Raw genomic sequence first — 21,394 nt, 5'->3', positions numbered from 1 at the left:
TGTGCCCCTGCAGGGCGGCAGCGTGCCTGGACGGCGTGAGTCTGCGGCCCGGCTACGGGACGAGGATCGCCCGGCCGCGGACGCGCCCGCCGTCGAGGTCGTCGACCGCGGTCTGGAAGTCGTCCAGGGCGTACTTCTGGGTGTGCAGCGTGACCCGGCCGGCCGCGGCCAGGGCCATGAGCTCGACCAGGTCGTTGTAGGAGCCGACCAGGTTGCCGATGACGTTGACCTCGGTGGAGACCAGGTCGATGGTCGGGACGTCGATGTTCTCGCCGTAGCCGACGATCGAGTAGTCCCCACCGCGGCGGGTCATCGCGATGCCCTCCTTCGTCGAGCCGTTCTCCCCGACGAAGTCCACGACCACCTCGGCGCCGTTGCCGCCGGTGAGCGCGAGGACCTGCTCCACCTGGGTGCCGTCGGCCAGCACCCCGTGGTCGGCCCCGATCGACTCGGCCAGCTTCAGCGCGTCGGGGTTGCGGTCGATGACGATCAGCTCGGCCGGGGTGAGGGCCTTGGCCACCTGGATGCCGATGTGGCCCAGCCCGCCGGAGCCGATCATCACCAGCCGGTCACCGGGGTGCAGGCGGCGGGCCGCCTTGGCCACCGCGTGGTAGGCCGTCAGGCCGGCATCGGCCAGCGCGGCGACGTCGGCCGGCTCCAGCGAGTCGTCGATCTTCACGCAGCTGCGCGCCGTGGTCTTCAGGTACTCGGCGTAGCCACCGTCGGAGTCGATGCCGGGGAACTGGTTGGCCTCGCAGTGCACGTCGTCGCCGAAGCGGCAGGCGCGGCACAGCCCGCAGGTGACCAGCGGGTGCAGGATCACCTTGTCCGCGACCGCGACGTTGGTGACGGCGTCGCCGACCGCGTCGACCCAGCCGGCGTTCTCGTGGCCGATCGTGTACGGCAGCGTGACCTGGGACTTCTCGGCCCACTGGCCCTCGAGGATGTGCAGGTCGGTGCGGCACACGCCGGCCCCGCCGATCCGCACGACGACGTCGTGCGGGCCGGTCACCTCGGGCTTCGGGACGTCGGTGAGCTCCATCTTCTGGTGGTAGCCGGTGACGCGGACTGCCTTCATGACAGGACCTCCAGGGGGAGTGCGGAGTCGATGGAGGGCCGGAACACCTGGTCGGCGTCCGACCCCGGGTAGCGCGTGGTGAGCAGGCCGCGGCAGAAGTGCGCGTTGCCGTCGACGGAGATGCGCACCGAGCGGGCCTTGCGCAGCGTGATCGCCACCGACCCCGGGTCGGGCCGCGAGCCGTCCGGGGCCAGCAGCACCGGGGACGACGGGTCGACCGGCAGCCCGAGGGCGGCCCGCCGCGACAGCAGCGAGCCGGTGTCCCCGGTCAGGTCGCCGAGCACCAGCTCGCCGACCTGCTGCTCGGTGCGGGCGGGGTCGGCCCGCAGCCAGGCGGTGAGGGCCCGCTCCATCGCCGCGGTGTGCGCCTTGCGCTGGAAGGTGGCCCGCAGCTCGTCCAGGGAGAGCTCGGCCTCGTGGCCGAACGTGCCCCGGTAGCCGGCGTTCGCGGCGAGCCCTGCGTTGATCAGGTCGGAGTCGTGGTGGTCGTCGAGCTCCACCACGACCCGCCCCACGCCCGGGACGGCGAGCAGCGCGTCCCGGGCGTCGGACACCATCAGCCAGGCGAAGTTCGGGGCGCAGAACGACGTGGGCAGCCGGAGGTGCACCTCGACGTCGGCTCCCCGGACCTCGATCGACCGGACGAACCCCAGGTCGGTCACCGCCTCGTCGAGCTCCGGGTCGATGACGGTGTCCAGCGCCGTCCGGACGTCGGCCTCGGTCAGCCGAGGCAGGACCGCCGTCATCAGGCCATCGCCAGGTTCTTGTCGGCCGCCTCGGGGTCGCGCGGCCCGGTGGCGGTGGCGTCGGCCTCGGCGACCTGGAGCTCGGCGGGCACCGGGATGTCGTAGAGCTCGGCGGCGTTGAGGCCCAGGATCTTCTTCTTCTGGTCGGTGGTGATCGGCGCGTACTCGGTGAGGTCCGCGGGGATCTGGAAGTCCACGAACGCCTCCACCAGCCACTTCGGGGTCCAGATGGCGTAGTCGCTGGAGAACAGGATCCGGTCCTCCCCGATCCAGTACAGGAGCTCGCCGAGGATCTGGGCGAAGTACCGCGGCCGGGAGTGGATGAACGGCATGGCCACGGCGAGGCCGCCGTAGACGTTGGGCTCCTGGGTGGCGATCCAGCAGAAGTCCTCGAGCCGCGGCAGGCCGACGTGCTCGACGATGAAGTTCAGGTCGGTGAAGTCGGTGGCCACGTGGTCGACGTCGGCGACGTCGAAGGCGTCGCGGTCCAGCGGGCGGATGGTCGGGCCCTTGTGCACGTGGATGTTCCTGATGCCCAGTTCGCGGCACAGCTCGAAGTACCTGTAGGCCATCGGGTCGTCGAGCTTCCAGCCGCGGCTCTCGCCGTGCCAGTCCGCGGTGTAGAGCTTCACGCCCTTGAGGTCGAACCGCTCGGCGTCGGCGCGCAGCCGGTCCAGGCCGTTCTCGCCGTCCCGCGGGTCGAACCAGTGGTTGTAGGTCAGCTTGTCCGGGTGGGCCTGGGTGAGCGCGAAGGCCTCCTCGGTCTGGCCGAACCCGTTGCGGTAGAACTCGCCGAGCCGGGCCGGCTGGAACACCGCGTGGTCGACGATGCCGTCGACGAACACGTCGCGCATCAGCCGCTCGCCGCCCTGGTAGAGGTACTCGTCGTAGCTCCACACCTCCGACTTCGGCGACAGGTTGCGGTGGTAGTCGTAGAAGCAGTCGATGAACTGCTTGCCGTGGATGTTGCGCTGGTTCTCCTCGCGGGCGTCCCAGAGGGCGATGTGTGCGTCGACCACGAAGTAGTCGGTGCCGTCCTTGCTGTACACGGTTCCTCCTCGAACCAGGCCCAGGTCCCTCCGTTGGGAGCTGGATCACTCCCGGCCGACGCTAGGGGTGCCCGTGCCGTGGCGGGGTGCGCACGTGTCTCACTTTGAGACCCGCCCTCTCGCCACCCGGCGTCCTGCCGACCTACGGTGGACCCGACGCACCGCCGCGTCCGAGGAGGCGTCATGGTCGACACCGCAGGTGGACGGGGTGTTCCCGCCCCGGTGGCCCGCCCCCGCGTGCGGGCGTCGTGGGCCCGCAGCGAGCGCTACGGGGTGTCTCCCGAGGGTGTCGCGCCGGTGTTCACCGGCGCGCTGGCGACCGACTCGTTGTTCTACGAGTGCGGTGCCGAGGTGCTCGGTCAGCTGCACGGGACGCTCGGCCAGGAGCCGGTCGGGCTGATGATCACCGACCACGAGGGCCTCGTGCTGGCCCGCTGGTCGGTCGACCACGACATGAACCGCTCGCTGGACCGGGTGCACCTGGCGCCGGGCTTCTACTTCAACGAGCAGACCGCGGGCACCAACGGCCTGGGTCTGGCGCTGGCCGACCGGGTCCCGGCGCTGGTGCGGTCCGGGGAGCACTTCGTGGCGCCGCTGCGGGCCTACACCTGTGCGGCGGTGCCGGTGCTCGACCCGCGCAGCGGCGACCTGGTCGGCAGCATCAACATGACCACCTGGTCGGATGCGTCCTCGGACCTGCTGCTGGCCCTGGCGCAGTCGGCGGCGGGCAACACCGCGGCGCTGATGAACGTGCGCGCCGGTGGTCACCCGGTGCGCCCGCTGCCCCGCGGTGAGGTCTTCCACGTGGTCTCCGACCGGCTCGCCGGCGGCGACCCGTGCGGCTCACGGTCCTGGACGACGGCGGTGGCCGCGGCCCGCGACGCGGTGCGTGCCGGTCGGCTGCTGGGGGTGGTGGGGGAGCCGGGGGCCGGCAAGTCCGCCGTCGCCGCGCTCGCCCGCGACGCCCGCCGTCGTCGGGAGCGGGTGCTGGTGGCCCGGCCCCCCGGGGCCGAGGACGTGGACGGCTGGCTCGCGCTGTGGGCGCCGGAACTGGGCGCCCGGGACACCTGCGTGGTGGTCGCCGGGGCCGATGCGCTGCCCGCCTGGGCGGCCGACCAGCTCGTCGCGGCGCTCGGCGGGGTGCCCGGACCGGGCCGACCCCTGGTGCTCACCGCCCCGGACTTCGCCGCGATCCCGCAGCCGCTGGCCGCCCTGGTGGACGCGGTCGTCGAGGTGCCGGCACTGCGGCACCGGCCCGAGGACGTCGAACCGCTGGCCCGCTCCTTCGCCCGCGAGCACCGGCACCGCGACGTCGGGTTCACCCCGCGGGCGCTCAAGGCCCTGGCGGCGCACAGCTGGCCGGAGAACGTCCGGGAGCTGCGCCAGGTCGTGCGGGAGGCCTCCTCGCGCACCGACGTGGTCGACGTGGGCCACCTGCCCCCCGAGGTGCTCAGCTCCGGGTCCCGCTCGCTCACCCGTCTCGAGCAGCTCGAGCGCGACGAGATCCTGCGGTGCCTGACCGTGCCCGGGGCCACCGTGGTCGGCGCGGCCGGGGAGCTCGGGCTCTCCCGGGCCACGCTCTACCGCAAGATCAGCCAGTACGGCCTGCGGGTCCCGGGCCGCGACTGACCCGGGGCAGCCGCAGCGCGGCCACCAGCCCGGCGGCCAGCACCAGCGCGGTGACGCCGAACGCGACCTGGAAGGAGAACCGGTCGGTGAGCCAGCCGGCGGCAAGCGGACCGAGGATGCCGCCGAGGTCCGAGGCCATCTGGAACACCGCGACCACCCGACCGCCGCGCGCCGGGCTGACGTCACCCACGAGTGCCGCCGGGGTGCTGGCCAGCAGCGAGGCGGACAGCCCGAACACCGCCATCGAGACCAGGAAGACCACGGTCGAGGGCGGTCCGGCCAGCAGCGCCACGGAGCCGGTGGCCAGCGCGGCACCGGTCACCAGCGAGGGACGTCGCCCCCAGCCGTCGACCAGCCGCCCCGACCGCAGCAGGCCCAGCGCCTGCGCGAGCGACCCGACCAGCAGCCCGGCACCGGCCCAGGCGACGGTGCGGCCGAGCTCCTCGGTGACGTAGAGCGGCACCAGGGAGTTGCGGACGCCGAAGAGCATCCAGCCGACCCCGAGGTTGGCCACCAGCGCGGCGACGTAGGCCCGGGTGCGGAACGCCGCGGCCAGGCTCAGCGGCTCCGGTACGGGCCCGTCGGGGACGTCGACCACCACGGCGGTCCGCGGGGTCCGCAGCAGCACCATCGCGACCGCACCGGCCACCAGCAGGAACGCCGCGTAGAGGAAGAACGGCAGCCGCGGCGACAGCTCGGCGAGCAGCCCACCGGCGGCCGGCCCGGCGATGCCGCCGAGGATGAAGCCGCCCTGGAACGTCGAGGCCGCCCGCCCGCGGTGCTGGGCCGGGGCCACCCGCAGCAGCAGGGACAGCGCAGCGACGGTGAACATCGCGCTGCCCACCCCACCGGCCGAGCGGAGCACCAGGAACCAGCCGAAGGACGGCGCCAGACCCGCGGCGCCGGTGGCCAGCGCGACGATCCCCAGCCCGACGGCCAGCACCAGCCGCTCGCCGAACCGCTCGACCAGCGCACCGCCGCCGAACGCCGAGACGAACCGGAAGAAGGCGAACGAGCTGATCGCCAGCCCGACCGCCGTCGTCCCCACCCCGAACGAGCGGGCGTAGAGGGGGATGGCCGGGGCAACGATGCCGAACCCGAGGGCGACGACGAACGCGACGACGGCGAGGACCCGGACCTCCCGGGGGAGGTCCCCCCGGACAGGTGGTGGCACGACGGCGATCGTCGCACCGGGTGGTCAGGGCTGCTGCAACCGGTCCCGGCGGACGGCGACCGCGGGCCGGCGGGGGTCACCGGCCGGGAGCAGCTCCAGCAGCCGCTCGTGCACGGCGAGGTCCTCGGCGCCGACCGGGCAGCCGGCGAGGCGGTGCAGCAGGTCGGCGTCGTCGGTCTCCAGCACGGCCCGGCGCAGGCCCGCGGCGAGCTCGTCGCGCAGCTCGCGGACCAGCGGGGCCTCCGAGCGGGGGAGCAGCAGCCCGGGGGAGGCGGCCAGCGCGTCGGCGATCCGGCCCCCGGCCAGCGCCCGCCGCGCGGTGACCACGTCGCTGTCGACCGCCGCGGACACCCGGTAGGGCCGGGTGAGCAGCAGGTCGGCGCCGATCAGCGCGCGCAGCCGGTGCACCTCGCCGCGCACGGTGGTCTGGTTGCCCTCGTCGCCGTAGAGCAGCTGCGCCAGCTGGCCGCCGGTGAGCCCGTCGGGGTGCACGACCAGCGCGGTGAGCACCTCGGCCGGGCGCAGCGTCAGAGCCAGCGGGCGTCCGTCCAGGGTGGCCCGCGGCGGGCCGTCGCCCAGGAACCGCAGGGTGAGCGCGGGGGTGTCCGGCGGGGTGGGGGTGCGGCGCCGGGTGACCGGCGAGCGCAGCAGCCAACCCTCCTCCAGCTGCTCGACCACGACCTCGGAGCCGTCGTCGAGCAGCAGCCGGTCGGCGAGCCGGCCGTCCTCGATCGGCACCCGCTCGGGCCACCAGCCGTAGGGCTGTCCGGCCAGCAACCGGCCGGTGCGGGTGACCAGCGCCCCGGCCGCCGGGCCCAGCCGGGTCAGGTGCGCCATGTTCTCCATCCGCAGCCGCTCGTCGGCGATCGCCATCCGGACGCGCAGGTGGTGCTCGGCGAGCTGCGCGGTGGCGGTGACCAGCTGCACCAGGGCGGGGTGCACGGTGTGCAGCGGGCCGCTGACGTCGACCGCGCCCAGCACGGCGCCGGTGTCCGGGTCGTGCACGGGGGCGGCGACACAGGTCCACGAGTGGTAGGTGCGCACCAGGTGCTCGGCGGAGTGGATCTGCACGGGGCGCCCGACGGCCAGCGCCGTGCCCATCGCGTTGGTGCCGATGGCCTGCTCGCTCCAGTTGGTGCCCGGGAAGAGCCCCACGCTGTCGGCGGTCACCAGCAGCTTCGCCGCCCCGTCGCGCCACAGCACGTTGCCCGACCCGTCGGTCACCAGCATCACGTGCATGGCCTCGTCGGCGATGCTCGCCAGCGTGCTGCGCAGCAGCGGCAGCACCTCGGCCAGCGGGTGGGCCTCGCGGGCGGCGTCGAGCTGGGCCCGGTCGAAGACCACCGGCGGGGTGCGGTGCTCGGGGTCGACGTGCGCGGCCAGGCTGCGTTGCCAGGACGCCGACACCACCGGCCGCGGCCGGGGCCCGCGCGGGTCGTCGGACAGCACGCGGTCGAAGACGCCGTCCAGCACCTTCGCGTGGGCGACGGGGTCGTCGTCGGGCTGCACGGTGCGCTCGGGCCGTGGGCTCACGTCCCACCTCCGGCCGGCTCGCCGCCGCCCACCGTTGGACGCCGTCCCGTGATCATCGACTCCCCGCCCACCCGCGACAAGGCCCCGCCGGGTCCTCAGGCGGGGAGGGCGGCGACGGCGGCCTCGGCGACGCGGGTGTCCTGCTCCACCGAGCCCGCACTGACGCCGACGGCACCGACGCAGGCGCCGTCCCGGGAGAGCGGGATGCCGCCGCCGAAGGTGACCAGCCCGCCGGAGCTCGCGCCCAGGCCGAACAGCTCGGCGCCGGGCTGCACCAGCGGGGGTCAGCGCCCCGGTCGGTGCGTTCATCAGCACCGAGGTCACGGCCTTGCGGGTGGAGATGTCGATGCTGGCCTTGATCGCGCCGTCCATCCGGGCGAAGGCGACCAGGTGGCCGCCGTCGTCGACGACGGCGATGTTCATCGGCTGGCCGATCGCGTCGGCCTCGGCGATGCCGGCGTCGAGCACGGCGCGGGCGGCGGCATGGGTCAGGGAAGCGCTCATGGCGGGCATCACACCCCCTCCGGACGGCGTCCGCCAGCCCCCACGCCCGGGCAACGAACGTGCAACGTGTCAGCGGTCACACTGCGCGCGAGCCCGGTCCGCCGATCCCCAGGAGCGTCCCCGTGAGCACCGACCGATGACCGCCGCACCCCTCACCGCCGCCGACTACCCGCTGTCGGTCAACCGCCCCGAGCTGCTGAAGACCCCCACCGGCAAGCCGGTCACCGCGCTGACGATGGACGCCGTCGTCTCCGGCGAGCTGACCGCCGAGGACCTGCGGATCGCCCCGGAGACCCTCGAGCTGCAGGCCCAGCTCGCCGAGTCCGCCGGCCGCCCTCAGCTGGCCGCGAACTTCCGGCGGGCCGCGGAGATGACCGCGATCCCCGACGCCGAGGTGCTCACGATGTACAACGCGCTGCGCCCGCGGGCCTCCACCGAGGCCCAGCTGCTGGCCATGGCCGACCGGCTGGAGACCACCTACGCGGCCCCGGTGAACGCCGCCCTGGTGCGGGAGGCCGCCGAGGTCTACGGCCGCCGCCGGCTGCTGGCCGAGGACGACGCCGAGCAAGCCCAGGACGGCGCGCTCACCCCCGCCGTCGCGACCGACGAGGAGACCCGCGCATGACCGCCGTCCAGCCGCTGAAGGCCACCGACACCCGACACTCGCTGCGCACCGAGGTGCTCGAGGAGCGCCCGGTCAACCTCGACGGGTTCGTCGAGGAGTGGCCCGAGAAGGGCCTGGTCGCGATGGAGAGCGACTTCGACCCGCAGCCCAGCGTGCGGGTCGAGGGCGGCCGGGTGGTGGAGATGGACGGCCGGGAGCGCGCCGACTTCGACTTCATGGACAGCTTCATCGCCGACCACGCCCTCGACGTGGCGACCACCGAGGCCTCGGTGGCGCTGGACTCGGGCCAGATCGCCCGGATGCTCATCGACCCCGGCGTCAGCCGCTCCGACGTCCTCGCCGTGACCCGCGGGCTCACCCCGGCCAAGGTCCTCGACGTCGTCAAGCTGATGAACGTCGTGGAGATCATGCAGGCGATGCAGAAGATGCGGGCCCGCCGCACGCCGGCGAACCAGGCGCACTCCACCAGCGCCCGGGACAACCCGCTGCAGGTCGCCGTGGACGCCGCCGAGGGCGCGCTGCGCGGCTTCGCCGAGCTGGAGACGACGCTCGGTGTCGTCCGCTACGCCCCGCTGGTGGCGATCGCGCTGCAGGTCGGCGGGCAGGTCGGCCGCGGCGGCGTGCTCACCCAGTGCGCGCTGGAGGAGGCCACCGAGCTCGACCTGGGCATGCGCGGCATCACCGCCTACGCCGAGACGATCTCCATCTACGGCACCGAGTCGGTGTTCGTCGACGGCGACGACACCCCCTGGTCCAAGACGTTCCTGGCCTCGGCCTACGCCTCCCGCGGCATCAAGATGCGCTTCACCTCGGGCACCGGGTCCGAGGTGCAGATGGGCAACGCCGAGGGCCGCTCGATGCTGTACCTGGAGATCCGCTGCATCCTGATGGCCAAGGGCGCCGGGGTTCAGGGGCTGCAGAACGGCTCGATCAGCTGCATCGGCGTACCGGGGGCGGTGCCCGGCGGGATCCGGGCGGTGGCCGCGGAGAACCTGGTCGCCTCGATGATGGACCTGGAGTGCGCGTCGGGGAACGACCAGTCGTTCTCCCACTCGGCGATGCGCCGCACGGCGCGGATGCTCCCGCAGCTGCTGCCGGGCACCGACTTCGTCTGCTCGGGGTACTCCGCCGTCCCCAACCAGGACAACATGTTCGCCGGCTCGAACTTCGACACCGACGACTACGACGACTGGAACACCATCCAGCGCGACCTCCAGGTCGACGGCGGGCTGCGGCACGTGCGGGAGCCGGAGATCCTCGCCGTGCGGGCGAAGGCGGCCCGGGCGCTGCAGGCGCTGTTCGCCCAGCTCGACCTCCCGGCGATCACCGACGCCGAGGTGGAGGCGGCGACCTACGCCAACAGCTCCAACGACTACCCGTTCCGCGACGTGCTGGCCGACCTCACCGGCGCCCAGGCCGTGATGGACCGGGGCATCACCGGGCTGGACCTGGTGCGCGCGCTGGAGGCCTCGGGCTTCCACGACGTCGCGGAGAACCTGCTGTCGGTGCTCCGCCAGCGGGTGTCGGGGGACCTGCTGCAGACCTCGGCGATCCTCACCGCGGACTTCGTGCCGCTGTCGGCGATCAACGACGCCAACGACTACGCCGGCCCGGGCACCGGCTACCGGCTGGAGGGTGAACGGTGGGAGCAGCTCAAGCAGCTGCGGCACGTCACCTCCGCGACCAACCCCGAGACCGAGGTGCGCTGACCGTGACATCGCTCGAGACCCCGCAGCGCACGCTCACCCTGACCGAGACCGGCCCCGCCCGCCGCGGCACCCGGCCCGACGAGGTGGTCGTCGCGGTCTCCCCGGCCTTCGGGGACACCTTCACCCAGACGATCGTCGGCGTCCCGCACGCCGAGGTGCTCCGGCAGCTGATGGCCGGCATCGAGGAGCAGGGCGTCGGGGTGCGGATCGTGCGGGTGTGGGCGACCGCCGACCTCGCGGCCATCTCGCACGTCGCGGCCAAGCTGTCCGGGTCGGGCATCTCGGTGGGCCTGCTGTCCCGCGGGACGACGATGATCCACCAGAAGGACCTGGCCCGGCTGTCCAACCTGGAGCTCTTCCCGCAGTCCCCGCTGCTGGACGCCGAGGTGTTCCGGGCGATCGGCTCCAACGCCGCGCAGTACGCCAAGGGGGAGTCCCCGCAGCCGGTGCCCACCCGCAACGACCAGATGGCCCGCCCGCGCTGGCAGGCCAAGGCCGCGCTGCTGCACCTGAAGGAGTTCGAGTGCATCCGGGACGGGGCCGGCCCGGTGGAGCTGGAGGCCACCATCGAGCGCGCCGCGGGGTGAGCGGCGGCGACCGCCTGGTCGTCGGCGTCGACATCGGCAACAGCACCACCGAGGCGTGCCTGGCGGTGCTGGGTGCCGACGGCGACGTGCGCTGGCTGGGCACCGCGCTGACCCGGACCACCGGCGTGAAGGGCACCCCGGCCTCGACTGAGGGTGCCCTCACGGCGGTGCGCCGGGCCCTTGCCGACGTCGGACGGCGGGCCGAGGAGCTCGACGTCGTGCTGCTCAACGAGGCCACCCCGGTGATCAGCGGGCTGGCGATGGAGACCATCACCGAGACGGTCATCACCGAGTCCACGATGATCGGGCACAACCCGGCCACCCCCGGCGGCGTCGGGCTCGGCGTCGGTGTGACGGTGTCGGTTGCCGACCTGGGTGAGCACCCGGTCGACGAGCCGGCGGTCGTCGTCGTCCCGCCCGGGTGGGACTTCGACGACGTCGCGGCCGCGCTGAACGGCGCGGTCGCCCGGGGGGTGCCGGTGGTGGCCGCCGTGCTCGCCGGGGACGACGCCGTGCTGGTCACCAACCGGTTGCGGGAGGAGGTCCCCGTCGTCGACGAGGTGTCCGCGGTGGAGAAGGTGCCCCTCGGGATGCGTGCCGCGGTCGAGGTCGCCGGCCCGGCCGGACCATCCGCACGCTGTCCAACACCTACGGCATCGCGACCGTGTTCGACCTGGACCCCGACCAGACCCGGCAGGTCTCACCCGTGGCGCGGGCGCTCACCGGCAACCGGTCGGCGGTGGTCGTCCGCACGCCGGCCGGGGACGTCACCGACCGGCGGATCCCGGTCGGGGTGCTGGAGCTGCGCGGGGCCGGGCGCACGGTGAAGGTCGACGTGGACGCCGGTGCCGAGGCGATCATGGCCGCGCTGGCCCGGGTGCAGCCGCTGGAGGACGCGCACGGCGAACCCGGCACCCACGTGGGCGGGATGCTCGCCGCGGTGCGCGACACCATGGCCGACACCCTCGGGGGCGCGGACCCCGGCGACATCGCGATCCGGGACGTGCTGGCGGTGGACACCTTCGTCCCGGCCGAGGTGCGCGGCGGGCTGGCCGGGGAGATCGCGTTGGAGAACGCCGTCGGGCTGGCCGCCATGGTGCGCACCAGCCGCAGCCGGATGCAGGCCGTCGCCGACCGGGTCGCCACCTCGCTGACGACCACCACCGAGATCGGCGGCGTGGAGGGCGAGATGGCCGCGCTCGGGGCGCTGACCACCCCGGGCGTGCAGGCGCCGGTCGTCGTCGTCGACCTGGGCGGGGGGTCGACCGACGCGGCACTGCTCACCGCCGACGGCACCTCGACCGCGGTGCACGTGGCCGGCGCCGGCGAGCTGGTCACCAAGCTGATCGACTCCGAGCTGGCGTTGGACGACCGGGAGGTCGCCGAGCTGGTCAAGCGCTGGCCGCTGGCCAAGGTGGAGAGCTTCTTCCACGTCCGGCACGAGGACGGCACCGTGCAGTTCTTCGACGAGCCGCTGCCCCCGCACGTCTTCGCCCGGGTGGTCGTGCTGACCGCCGAGGGCCCGGTGCCGATCGGCACCCGGTACGGCCTGGACCACGTGCGCCGGGTGCGCCGGGAGGCCAAGCGGCGGGTGTTCGTGGTGAACACGCTGCGGGCGCTGCGCCAGGTGGCCCCGGGCGGGGAGCTGCGGGCGCTGGACTTCGTCGTCCTGCTGGGCGGCTCGGCGCTGGACTTCGAGATCCCCGACCAGATCGCCGAGGCCCTCGCCGGGCACGGCGTGGTCTGCGGCACCGGCAACGTGCTCGGCGACCAGGGACCACGCAACGCGGTGGCCACCGGTCTGGTCGCGGCGTTCGCGGTGCGCGGTCGGTGAGGGACGAGCCGGTCGAGAAGCCGGCGCTGGTGCTGCACCACGGGCCGGACGCCGACCCCGCGGTGCTCCGGGAGGTCGCCGCCGGCGCCGAGGAGGAGGGCGTCCCGCTGCGGGTCGTGGCCGTCGCCGGCGCCGACGCGGTCGTACTGGCAGCCGCCGCGGCGCAGGCCTCCCGGCTGTCGGTCGGCGTCGGGGTGTCCGGCTCCGCGGTCGCCGTGCACCACGCCCAGCTCCCGGTGGACCGGCCCGCCCTGGAGGTCGCCGGCGACGACCCGGCCGACGGGCGCCGTGCCGGCCGTGTGGCCGCCCGCGTCGTCACCGGCCTGCCGCTGGTCTGAGCTCCGGCAGGATGGCCGCGTGGTCGACAGCCCCCTGCGCACCGTCCTGTTCCCCGGCCGGCACCACGTGCTCACCCGCTTTCAGGCCCACTACCTGCGGGCGGTCCTGGCCGGGCACACCCGCGACACCGAGGGCGAGCCGGTGGTGCTGGCCGAGGACGCCGCCGTCGTCTGGGCCGTCACCTCGGCCAACCACCGCGGCACCCGGCGCAACCCGGTGCCCTTCCACCGGCGGGAGGCCGCGATCGAGCGGTTCGCGCTGACGGAGGGGATCGAGGGCGTCGTCATCGGCGTCGTGGACGTCGAACCCACACCGCGGTTCGCCGAGCTGACGGTCAAGACCGTCGCCCACGAGACGATCGGACGCCGTGCCCCCAGCCCGGCCGACACCGTCGTCGCCTGCTCGACCGCCGCGGTCACCGCGATGTACCGGGAGCTGGGCTACCGGGTGGTGCCCGTCGAGGCCGGGGACGACGCCGACCCGGCCCGCCCGTGGGACGTGCTCGAGCTGCTGGTCGCCGGCGACCCCACCTGGCGGGAGCTGGCCCACCCGGCCACGGTGTCGGTGTTCGACCGGTACGGCCTCGCCGAGTCCACCGCCGTCATCTGCTCCGACCCGGTGGTCGGCTCCGAGGGCGGGCTGACCGCCACCCGGGAGTACCGCTCCTACATCGCGGCGTTCGAGTCCGCCGCAGAGCGCAAGTGGGCCCAGGCCAGGCCGTGGGTGCAGCCCGGCCGGATCGTCGACATCGGCTGCGCCACCGGCGCCATGCTCGAGCTCGCCGCGGCCGAGCCCACGCTGCACGAGTCGGACCTGTTCGGCGTCGAGGTGGCCCGGCACCTGTTCGACGAGTGCGAGCACCGCAAGGCCCAGGGCGCCTTCGCGGCGAACCCGAACACGTTCTTCGTGCAGGCCAACGTGCTCAACGGGTCGGTCTTCCCGCCGGCCACCGTGGACACCACGACGACCTTCGCGCTGACCCACGAGATCCTCAGCTACGGCGGAGGAGTGGCCGCCCTGCACGCCCTGGCCCGGGAGATCGCCGCGCACACCGCGCCCGGCGGGGTGTGGATCAACTCCGACGTCTGCGGCCCGGCCGAGGGTGACCGGCAGGTGCGTCTGCGGCTGCGCACCGACGACGGCGCCGCCGCCGACCCCGTCGACCTGACCGCGCTGGCCGACGTCGCCGGACACCTGGAGGGCCTGAGCACCCGGGCCCGGTTCGACCAGTTCGCCGTCGACTTCCGCCGGCACGCCGGGGTGCCGTTCGCGTTCAGCACCGACGGGGACGACGTCCTGCTCCGGCTGGCCGACGCGATGGAGTTCCTCTCCAAGGTCAGCTACACCGACAACTGGCTGTCCGAGACCCACGAGCAGTTCTGCGCCCTGGACGGCGCCGGCTGGACCGCGCTGGTCACCGCCGCCGGCCTCGAGGTCGACCCCCGCTCGGGCGCCTGGCGCAACGACTGGCTGGTGGAGAACGTCTTCGCACCGGTCGCCCAGCTCCTCGACCCCGTCAGCGGCGAGCAGCTCGACTGGCCCGACACCCACGTCCTCCTCGTCGCCCGCAGGCCCGAGACCCCGTGAGGCCCCGGGCCCGACTCAGGCGCCGGTGACGTACAGCTCGCGCACCTCGTCGGGGCCGAGCTGGGTGGGGTACACCGCGGCGTGGGCCAGCGAGCCGGTGAAGTAGGAGTTGCCCGGTGCCCCCGGCCATCCCCCCAGCGTGTCGAACCCCAGCCGCCAGAAGCCGGTGATCTGCTCGGCGGTGGTCACCTCCGGCCGCAGGCCGATCCGCGCGCCGTCGACGTAGAAGCCCAGGCCGGCCGGCCCCAGCGTGCCCACGGCGAGGTGCCACGCGCCGTCGGCGTAGGAGCCCGGGGTGGTGATCGTCTGGATGGCCCCGTTGTAGACGCCGAAGGTCAGCCGCCCGTCGTCGGACATGTAGACGTGCCGGTCGTACTGACCGGAGGTGGCGTTCGCGCTGGTCCCGAAGCCCATGATCTTGCCGCCGGCCACGGTGGTCCGGAACCAGACGCCGATGCTGAAGACGGTCGGGTTGCTCACGGGACTGGCCGTGCCGATCCAGCCGGAGGAGCCGTCCAGGGTCACCGCCCGGTCGGCACCCAGGCAGTCGGGTCCGGGCGAGCCCAGGGCGACCCCGCCATGGAAGGTGGCGTCGGCGTCGGGGTCGGTGCCCAGGTTCACCGCGGTGGGTCCGTCGGTCTCCTGCAGCGGGTAGTAGCGGCCGGCACCGGCGTCGGCGACCGCGGCGGCGCACCGGAAGTGCTGGGCGCTGGCCAGGGTCGAGAGGCCGCCGCCGGCGGTGGAGGCGTAGGCGGCGGAGGCGGCGTGGTGGGTGGTGACGGTGACACCGACCAGCAGGCCGAGCACCGTCGCGGCGCGCACGCGCCGCCCACGCCGGGTCAGCCGCACCGGCGCCCGGTGCGAGCCGGCGCGGGCAGGGAGGCTCGCCCCCGGCGGCCGGAAGACGCTGCTCGCCGCCAACAGGCTCACCAGGCCCACGCCGGTGGCGGTCAACGGAACCCAGTCGCCGGTGGAGACCCACACCCGCGGTGCCCCGATCCACGGGACCCGGAGGACGCCGACCCCCACCACGTCCGCGGGGGACACCAGGGAGGAGTCCGGGGCGGGGTTGGCGTCCCCCCGCAGCCGCAGTCGGCCGTCCTCCCACCCGGCCAGGCGGTGCACGCGCACGCCGCCGGGCCGGTCGGGGTCGGCGGCGACGACGACGTCACCGACCGCCAGGGTGGGGACGGGCACGTCCCTGGAGACGACCACGTCCCCGACCTGCAGTCGCGGGGCCATGGAGCCGGTCAGCACGACGTGGCTCTGCGCGCCGAACGGGACCGGGACCACCGACCAGGCCACCAGCACGACCACGGCGGCCAGGACCGACCGGGCGAGGGAGGTCAGCAGCAGCGCCGTCCAGCCCTGCCGCCAGCCCGCGACGGGTCCCGACCCCGGGGGGCGCGGGTCGTCGACGTCGCGGGGGTCGGTCACGTGTCCTCCTGGTCGGGTCGGGTCGGGTCGGTACGGGGGCCGGTCAGTCGTTCTGGGCCTCCCAGACGAACTCGACCGAGGCGACGGAGCCCTGGGTGGAGTCCGGGGTGGCGGCATCGAGGACGTAGGAGAACCGGTACGTGCGCTGCTCGCCCTGCGCCGACCCGGCCGGTGTGCCCGAGGTCCGCCACAGGGAGCGCCCGGCGGAGTAGCTGGAGGTGGTGAAGGAGGACAGCGGTCCGTCGTAGACGACGTCGGTCTCGGTGAAGCCCGTGCAGTCGGCGAACCCACCGCCCTGGCCGATGCTGATGCGCAGGCCCAGGTGGTCGCCCAGTCCGTTGGTGCTGTGCAGGCCCAGGCCGTAGAGCCGCACGTCGCTGGGCAGCGACCCGGTGGAGGTCACCGTGATGCACCGGGAGCCGTCCTGGCCGGGCTTCACGTCGCCGACGGCGAACAGGGCGCTGCCGGTGTCGTCGTCGGTCAGGACGACGGTGCCGGTGGCCCAGCTGGTGGTCGGGTTGGCGGTGCGGGCGGAGTAGGCGGCATTGCTGGACTGCCAGACCAGCCCGCCGGACGCCGCGACCGCCAGGGTCAGCGCCCCTGCCGTGGCCAGGTGCGCGGCGCGGCGCCCGGGCCGTCGGGACGACGCGGGCGCTGCGGCTGGACGGTCGGTGCTGGACATGCGGGTCTCCCGTGATCGTGGGCCCAGCCGGATCCGTCCGGCTGCCGACGCCTGGTGCGCCGTCGCTCACATCGGGACTCCCGGGTCTCCGTGAAGGGGAGTTTCCCCAGCTCACCCGCTTGAGTTGAGCCGTTGCTGTTCCGGAATCCCGGGACCGACAGGTGGGGTCAGGCCAGCGCGAGGGTCAGGGAGAGGACGGCGCGGGGGTCCTCGAGTTGGTCGCCGAAGAGGTCGCGGAGCTGGCCCATGCGGTAGCGGACGGTCTGCGGGTGCACGAACAGCTCGGCGGCGACGGCCTCGCGGCGACCGTGGTGCAGCAGCCAGGCGCGCAGGGTCTCGGTGAGCTTGTCGCGGGTGCCCTCGGGCAGGTCGGCCAACGGCTGGAGCACCTGCGCGCGCAGGTCGGCCAGGGCTGCCTCGTCGGCGCGCAGCACGAGCTCGGGCAGCACCGCCTCGGTGTCCAGCGGGGCGGCGTCGGGGCGGGGCAGCTGCAGCTCGGCCACCCGGGAGGCGCGGGCGTGCGAGCCGGCGACGTCCCACCACGGCCGGGCCGGGCCGAGCAGCGCCTCCCGGCCGTGCAGCGCGTGCACCAGCGCTGCCCGGGCCGGGCCCTCGGCGTCGGGCACCAGCAGGACGGCGACCTCGTCCAGGCTGGGCATGAGGGTGCGCGGGTCGAGCATCGCCAGGGTGCCACGCACCCGGGTGGCCGGCAGCAGCACGGCGGTCAGCGTGCGCGGGGGGTCCCAGTCGGCCCGCTCGGCGGCGCCGGTCAGCTCCTCGACCGTGCCGCCGGCGAGCAGCCGGAGCCCGAGGCGCTCCAGCACGCGCTGGCGCACCCGGCCGCTGGCGTTCCGCTCGTCGGCGTGCCCGGCCACGCTGGAGGCTGACAGCGCGTCGATGTAGGCGAAGACCAGCTCGGCGAAGCGGGCCAGCTGCTGCACCGTGAGCCCGTGCGCGACCGCGCTGGCGGCCAGCCCGCGCCAGGCCACCCGGGCCCCGACGCGGTAGGCGCCGAGCAGCGCGTCCATCGAGCGGCCGCCGCGGGCCTCACCCCGGCCCAGCGCGTAGGCGCCGTCCAGAGCGGGCTGGATCGGGGTGCTCGCAGCGTCCTCGACCCCGGTGGTGGCCAGCTCCAGGAACCCGCCGAGCGCCAGCTGGACGGCGTTCTCGATCACCGCGCCCATGCCGTCGGAGTAGGCCGCGTCGTAGTCGGGGACCTCGGCGACGATCGCGGACACGGTGGCCTCGGCGACCCCGGGCAGGTCGGCCCGGATGGCCGCGGCGACCGCGACGGGCAGGCCCGAGGACGCGGGGTCCTCCCTGACGGTGCCGTCGAACGTCACGGGACCCTCCTGACCGGGGAGTTCCCGGGATCGTTGTTCGCCGGGTGTGAAAAACCCGTCCCGATTCACCATGGTGGCACAGGAGTTCGCCCGTGCGAACGACCAGACTCAGGCCATGACCACCACCGAGCCGCGACCGACCGGGACCCGTCCCGGCCTGCGTGACCGGGTGCGCGACCGCGTCCTGGGCCTCGTGGAGGCGGCGACCACCCCGCTGCTGCCCACCGACTACCTCGACGTGTTCGCCCCGCTCCGCTCGGGCGCCGACCTGCGCGGCCGGGTCGTCGAGGTGCGTCCGGAGACCGCCGACGCCGCGACGCTGGTGATCCAGCCCGGCCGCGGGTGGCGCGAGCACGTCCCCGGCCAGTACGTCCGGCTCGGCGTGGACGTCGACGGCGTCCGGCAGTGGCGGGCGTACTCGGTCACCTCCGACCGCACCCGCACCGACGGCTGCATCACCGTCACGGTCAAGGCCATCCCGGACGGCGTGGTCAGCAACCACCTCGTGCGCCGGCTCCAGCCGGGCACCGTGGTCCAGCTCGACCAGGCCACGGGTGAGTTCGTGCTGCCGGAGGACCGGCCCGCCAAGGCGCTGTTCGTCACCGCCGGCTCGGGCATCACCCCCGTGATGGGCATGCTGCGCAACCACCTCACCGAGCTCGTCGACGTCGTCGTCGTGCACTCGGCACCCACCGCCGCCGACGTCGTGTTCGGCGCCGAGCTGCGCGCCCTGGCCGCGGCCGGGTCGATCCGGCTCGTCGAGCGGCACACCGAGGTCGACGGGCTGCTCAAGCCCGCCGACCTCGCCGAGCTCGTGCCCGACCTGACCGAGCGCACCACCTGGGCCTGCGGCCCGGTCGGGATGCTCGAGGCGCTCGAGGAGCACTGGGCCGCCGAGGGCGCCGCCGACCGGCTGCACACCGAGCGCTTCCGCCCACGGGTGCTGGTCACCGGCGAGGGCGGCACGGTCACCTTCGGCCGCACCGGCTCCGTCGTCCAGGCCGACGGCGCCACCCCGATCCTGGACGCCGCGGAGGACGCCGGCGTCCTCATGCCCAGCGGCTGCCGGATGGGCATCTGCTACGGCTGCGTGCTCCCGCTGCGCGAGGGCGCCGTCCGCGACCTGCGCACCGGCGAGCTCACCGTCGCCGCGCCCGGGGACGGCGTGCTGGTGCAGACCTGCATCAGCGCCGCCGCGGGCGCCTGCGACATCGACCACTGACCCTGCTCGACCCCCCGCTCGACCCCATCGCGAGGAGAACCCCGTGACCGCACTGCAGAAGAAGTCCGAGAACCCGATCGCCGCGCTGTCGGCCACCGACGTCGAGGACATCGGCCGTCGACTGGACGCCATCCGCCAGGAGATCGTGGACAGCCGCGGTGCCGACGACGCCGCCTACATCCGCAAGGTGATCGACGTCCAGCGCAAGATCGAGATCGCCAGCCGCGCGGTGCTGCTGGTGTCGAAGTTCCCGCCGGCCTGGGTCGTGGGGACGGCGGGCCTCTCGGTCGCCAAGATCCTCGAGAACATGGAGATCGGGCACAACATCCTGCACGGGCAGTGGGACTGGATGCGCGACCCGAAGATCCACTCCACGACGTGGGAGTGGGACATGGCCAGCCCGGCCGAGCAGTGGAAGCACTCGCACAACGAGCTGCACCACACGTACACCAACGTGATCGGCAAGGACAACGACCTCGGCTACGGGATCATGCGGGTCGACGAGGACCAGAAGTGGGTCCCGCTCTACCTGCTGCAGCCGCTGTGGAACTTCGTCAACGCCTGCTTCTTCGAGTACGGGATCGCGGCCTACGACCTCGAGCTGGGCAAGAACCTGGCCACCGAGGAGCGCCGCAAGGACCCGGCCTTCCGGGCCCGCGGCAAGGCCGTGCTGAACAAGATCCGCAAGCAGGCCACCAAGGACTACCTGGTGCACCCGGCGCTGTCGGGCCCCAGCTTCGTGCCGACCCTGGCCGCGAACTTCGTCGCCAACCTGGTGCGCAACCTGTGGTCGCACTCGGTGATCATGTGCGGGCACTTCCCCGAGGGCGTCGAGACCTACGAGAAGACCTCCATCGAGGGCGAGACCCGCGGTGAGTGGTACCTGCGTCAGATGCTGGGCTCGGCGAACATCTCCGGCTCCAAGGCCATGCACGTCATGACCGGGAACCTGAGCCACCAGGTCGAGCACCACCTGTTCCCCGACCTGCCGAGCAACCGGTACGCCGAGATCGCCCCGAAGGTCCGCGCGATCTTCGACGAGTACGGCCTGCGGTACCACACGGCCTCGCTGCCCAAGCAGGTCGCGAGCGCCTGGCACAAGGTCTTCCGGCTCTCCCTGCCCAACGGCTGGATGGCCGCGACGACGCCGAAGAACGCCCCGGTGCAGGTCGCCAAGCTCTACAAGCTGACCACCGGTGGCCCCAAGGTCCGTCGCGAGGCGCACCGCGAGTGGCAGCGGCAGACCGCCGAGCTGAAGGCCGCTGCCTGACGGCTCCGGCACGACAGCAGAGCCCCCGCGACCGGCCGGTCGCGGGGGCTCTGTCGTGTCTCAGGGGGCGGTCGTCCCGCCGGCCAGGTTCGCCAGCGCCCCCAGGACCAGGAGCGCACCCAGGACGACGAGCACGATGCCGCCCACCTGGGCGCCGGCGGTGCCCCGGCGGCGGATCCGCAGCCCGCCCACGATCATCACGACCGCGACGGCCACGAAGACCACCGCGCCGAGGACGAAGCCGGCGGTCTGCGCGGCGGCGGCGGTCACGGTCGAGGCGAGGGTGATCACGACGGTCGAGCCTGCCAGCAGGTGCCTAGCGTCCGCGCACCGACCGGTAGCTGTTCCGCGCCGCCCGCCGGGCGCCCCGGATCTGCCCGAGCTCGTACCCCAGCACGACTCCTGCCAGCGCACCGGTGCCCAGCACCGTCCACAGCACGTCCGTCACGTCGTCCCCCGTCCGACCGCCCCCGACTTCCAGGCCCCTGGAGTCTCGGGTGGGGTTCCGGGAACGGCGGGTGCCGCGCCGCCGGAACGGGACCGTCGCGCGCGGCGACTGCGGAACGTGCTGGTCCGGGGGCTGTCCGGCGACGGGCGGGACCCTCAGAGGTGGAGCAGCGAGCCCTGGGTGTCGTGCGCGTGGGCCTGCGGGTCGTCGAACCACAGGCCGCCGTCGGCCAGGTAGCGGAAGCGCACCGGCTCGCCGGCGGGCAGCTTGACCACGACGCTGCGGGTGCCGTTGCTGCGCTTCTTCAGCACGTGGGTGCCGGGGGTCCAGCCGTTGAAGTCACCGACGACGGAGACCGGGCCGGGCACGGCCTGCTCCTCGAGGGCGAAGGTGACGGCGACGTCGGCGGGGGACTTCTTCAGACGGATCATGTCGTTCTCCGGATCAGGCGGGGCTCGGACGTGCGGAGCCGGGCGTCGTCGGCCGGTCCTGCGGGTTCGCCGCCGACGCTAGGGACGACGGCCGAGCCGCCGGGGGAGGCGCACCGGGCCCCGGGCGGACCTGGTGCGGGTGGGACGGCTGGGACCGGTACGGGTGC

18 protein-coding genes and 2 pseudogenes are annotated in these 21,394 nt (G+C 74.0%); 9 read left to right on the top strand and 11 right to left on the bottom strand.

Annotation, left to right across the window (positions count from 1 at the left end; all coding sequences use genetic code 11):
- Window positions 1-52 precede the first annotated feature (52 nt).
- The 3 genes from F1C76_00185 to F1C76_00175 are packed head-to-tail and all read right to left on the bottom strand — an operon-like array spanning window position 53 to window position 2,873.
- Complete coding sequence (locus tag F1C76_00185; GenBank protein ID QNG35246.1) at window positions 53-1,078, bottom strand: NAD(P)-dependent alcohol dehydrogenase; 1,026 nt, start codon at window positions 1,076-1,078, stop codon at window positions 53-55.
- Window positions 1,075-1,824, bottom strand: a complete 750-nt coding sequence (locus tag F1C76_00180; GenBank protein QNG35245.1) for an iron-sulfur cluster assembly protein — start codon at window positions 1,822-1,824, stop codon at window positions 1,075-1,077. Before F1C76_00180 ends, F1C76_00185 begins: the two co-directional genes overlap by 4 nt.
- Entirely contained in the window at window positions 1,824-2,873 is a 1,050-nt protein-coding gene (locus F1C76_00175; GenBank protein QNG35244.1) for an amidohydrolase, read from the bottom strand. The genes F1C76_00180 and F1C76_00175 overlap by 1 nt, the downstream gene beginning before the upstream one ends.
- 183 nt (window positions 2,874-3,056) lie before the next feature.
- On the opposite strand from F1C76_00175, the gene F1C76_00170 reads away from it, so the two are divergent.
- Window positions 3,057-4,502 carry a Fis family transcriptional regulator gene (locus F1C76_00170; GenBank protein QNG35243.1) on the top strand — a complete coding sequence of 482 codons (1,446 nt, stop codon included), beginning with the start codon at window positions 3,057-3,059 and terminating at the stop codon, window positions 4,500-4,502.
- Here the strand turns inward: F1C76_00170 and F1C76_00165 are convergent.
- From F1C76_00165 to F1C76_00155, 3 genes and pseudogenes are all read right to left on the bottom strand, one after another.
- Window positions 4,465-5,676 (bottom strand): MFS transporter, encoded by a 1,212-nt coding sequence (locus F1C76_00165; GenBank protein QNG35242.1) that lies wholly within the window; start codon window positions 5,674-5,676, stop codon window positions 4,465-4,467. The genes F1C76_00170 and F1C76_00165 overlap by 38 nt on opposite strands.
- Before the next feature lie 24 nt (window positions 5,677-5,700).
- Window positions 5,701-7,209, bottom strand: a complete 1,509-nt coding sequence (locus F1C76_00160; protein ID QNG35241.1) for a GAF domain-containing protein — start codon at window positions 7,207-7,209, stop codon at window positions 5,701-5,703.
- 95 nt (window positions 7,210-7,304) lie between these two features.
- Window positions 7,305-7,713: pseudogene (locus tag F1C76_00155) on the bottom strand (heme-binding protein).
- Between the two features lie 136 nt (window positions 7,714-7,849).
- On the opposite strand from F1C76_00155, the gene F1C76_00150 reads away from it, so the two are divergent.
- The 6 genes and pseudogenes from F1C76_00150 to F1C76_00125 all read left to right on the top strand — a co-directional run bounded on the left by F1C76_00150 (window position 7,850) and on the right by F1C76_00125 (window position 14,394).
- Window positions 7,850-8,338: a diol dehydratase small subunit gene (locus tag F1C76_00150; protein QNG35240.1), complete on the top strand. Its 489-nt coding sequence runs from the start codon at window positions 7,850-7,852 to the stop codon at window positions 8,336-8,338.
- Window positions 8,335-10,047 carry a propanediol/glycerol family dehydratase large subunit gene (locus tag F1C76_00145; GenBank protein ID QNG35239.1) on the top strand — a complete coding sequence of 571 codons (1,713 nt, stop codon included), beginning with the start codon at window positions 8,335-8,337 and terminating at the stop codon, window positions 10,045-10,047. Before F1C76_00150 ends, F1C76_00145 begins: the two co-directional genes overlap by 4 nt.
- Entirely contained in the window at window positions 9,981-10,634 is a 654-nt protein-coding gene (locus F1C76_00140; protein QNG35238.1) for a propanediol/glycerol family dehydratase medium subunit, read from the top strand. The genes F1C76_00145 and F1C76_00140 overlap by 67 nt, the downstream gene beginning before the upstream one ends.
- Window positions 10,631-12,468: pseudogene (locus tag F1C76_00135) on the top strand (diol dehydratase reactivase subunit alpha). Before F1C76_00140 ends, F1C76_00135 begins: the two are co-directional and overlap by 4 nt.
- On the top strand, window positions 12,465-12,806 hold the full coding sequence (locus F1C76_00130; protein QNG35237.1) for a PduH protein: 342 nt from the start codon (window positions 12,465-12,467) through the stop codon (window positions 12,804-12,806). Before F1C76_00135 ends, F1C76_00130 begins: the two are co-directional and overlap by 4 nt.
- 19 nt (window positions 12,807-12,825) lie before the next feature.
- Complete coding sequence (locus F1C76_00125; protein ID QNG35236.1) at window positions 12,826-14,394, top strand: class I SAM-dependent methyltransferase; 1,569 nt, start codon at window positions 12,826-12,828, stop codon at window positions 14,392-14,394.
- Between the two features lie 15 nt (window positions 14,395-14,409).
- Here the strand turns inward: F1C76_00125 and F1C76_00120 are convergent, their stop codons facing one another.
- From F1C76_00120 to F1C76_00110, 3 genes are all read right to left on the bottom strand, one after another.
- Window positions 14,410-15,948 carry a hypothetical protein gene (locus F1C76_00120; GenBank protein ID QNG35235.1) on the bottom strand — a complete coding sequence of 513 codons (1,539 nt, stop codon included), beginning with the start codon at window positions 15,946-15,948 and terminating at the stop codon, window positions 14,410-14,412.
- Complete coding sequence (locus tag F1C76_00115) at window positions 15,875-16,513, bottom strand: hypothetical protein (GenBank protein ID QNG35234.1); 639 nt, start codon at window positions 16,511-16,513, stop codon at window positions 15,875-15,877. Before F1C76_00115 ends, F1C76_00120 begins: the two co-directional genes overlap by 74 nt.
- Window positions 16,514-16,680: 167 nt before the next feature.
- On the bottom strand, window positions 16,681-17,928 hold the full coding sequence (locus tag F1C76_00110; protein QNG35233.1) for a PucR family transcriptional regulator: 1,248 nt from the start codon (window positions 17,926-17,928) through the stop codon (window positions 16,681-16,683).
- A gap of 43 nt (window positions 17,929-17,971) precedes the next feature.
- Here F1C76_00110 and F1C76_00105 point away from each other — a divergent pair, with 43 nt between their 5' ends.
- Both F1C76_00105 and F1C76_00100 read left to right on the top strand, forming a co-directional pair.
- The gene (locus F1C76_00105) at window positions 17,972-19,078 is read left to right on the top strand and encodes a ferredoxin reductase (protein ID QNG35232.1); all 1,107 of its coding nucleotides are present in this window, start codon (window positions 17,972-17,974) and stop codon (window positions 19,076-19,078) included.
- Between the two features lie 43 nt (window positions 19,079-19,121).
- Entirely contained in the window at window positions 19,122-20,348 is a 1,227-nt protein-coding gene (locus F1C76_00100; protein QNG35231.1) for an acyl-CoA desaturase, read from the top strand.
- Window positions 20,349-20,408: 60 nt separating this feature from the next.
- Here F1C76_00100 and F1C76_00095 read toward each other — a convergent pair whose 3' ends face one another.
- Complete coding sequence (locus tag F1C76_00095) at window positions 20,409-20,639, bottom strand: hypothetical protein (protein ID QNG35230.1); 231 nt, start codon at window positions 20,637-20,639, stop codon at window positions 20,409-20,411.
- Between the two features lie 312 nt (window positions 20,640-20,951).
- Window positions 20,952-21,227, bottom strand: coding sequence for an isoamylase (locus F1C76_00090; GenBank protein QNG35229.1), 276 nt, complete (start codon window positions 21,225-21,227; stop codon window positions 20,952-20,954).
- Window positions 21,228-21,394 lie beyond the last annotated feature (167 nt).

It is taken from the genome of Geodermatophilaceae bacterium NBWT11 (assembly GCA_014218215.1).
Lineage (GTDB): Bacteria > Actinomycetota > Actinomycetes > Mycobacteriales > Geodermatophilaceae > Klenkia.
The sequence above is the reverse complement of the archived record's forward strand: the minus strand, read 5'-3'. Positions and strand labels throughout refer to the sequence as shown.

Coding starts and splice junctions, on each gene's coding strand:
- F1C76_00185 (QNG35246.1), bottom strand. CDS start 1,078: ATGAAGGCAGTCCGCGTCACCGGCTACCACCAGAAGATGGAGCTCACC.
- F1C76_00180 (QNG35245.1), bottom strand. CDS start 1,824: ATGACGGCGGTCCTGCCTCGGCTGACCGAGGCCGACGTCCGGACGGCG.
- F1C76_00170 (QNG35243.1), top strand. CDS start 3,057: ATGGTCGACACCGCAGGTGGACGGGGTGTTCCCGCCCCGGTGGCCCGC.
- F1C76_00150 (QNG35240.1), top strand. CDS start 7,850: ATGACCGCCGCACCCCTCACCGCCGCCGACTACCCGCTGTCGGTCAAC.
- F1C76_00145 (QNG35239.1), top strand. CDS start 8,335: ATGACCGCCGTCCAGCCGCTGAAGGCCACCGACACCCGACACTCGCTG.
- F1C76_00120 (QNG35235.1), bottom strand. CDS start 15,948: ATGCCGCCACCCCGGACTCCACCCAGGGCTCCGTCGCCTCGGTCGAGT.
- F1C76_00115 (QNG35234.1), bottom strand. CDS start 16,513: ATGTCCAGCACCGACCGTCCAGCCGCAGCGCCCGCGTCGTCCCGACGG.
- F1C76_00110 (QNG35233.1), bottom strand. CDS start 17,928: ATGGTGAATCGGGACGGGTTTTTCACACCCGGCGAACAACGATCCCGG.
- F1C76_00105 (QNG35232.1), top strand. CDS start 17,972: ATGACCACCACCGAGCCGCGACCGACCGGGACCCGTCCCGGCCTGCGT.
- F1C76_00090 (QNG35229.1), bottom strand. CDS start 21,227: ATGATCCGTCTGAAGAAGTCCCCCGCCGACGTCGCCGTCACCTTCGCC.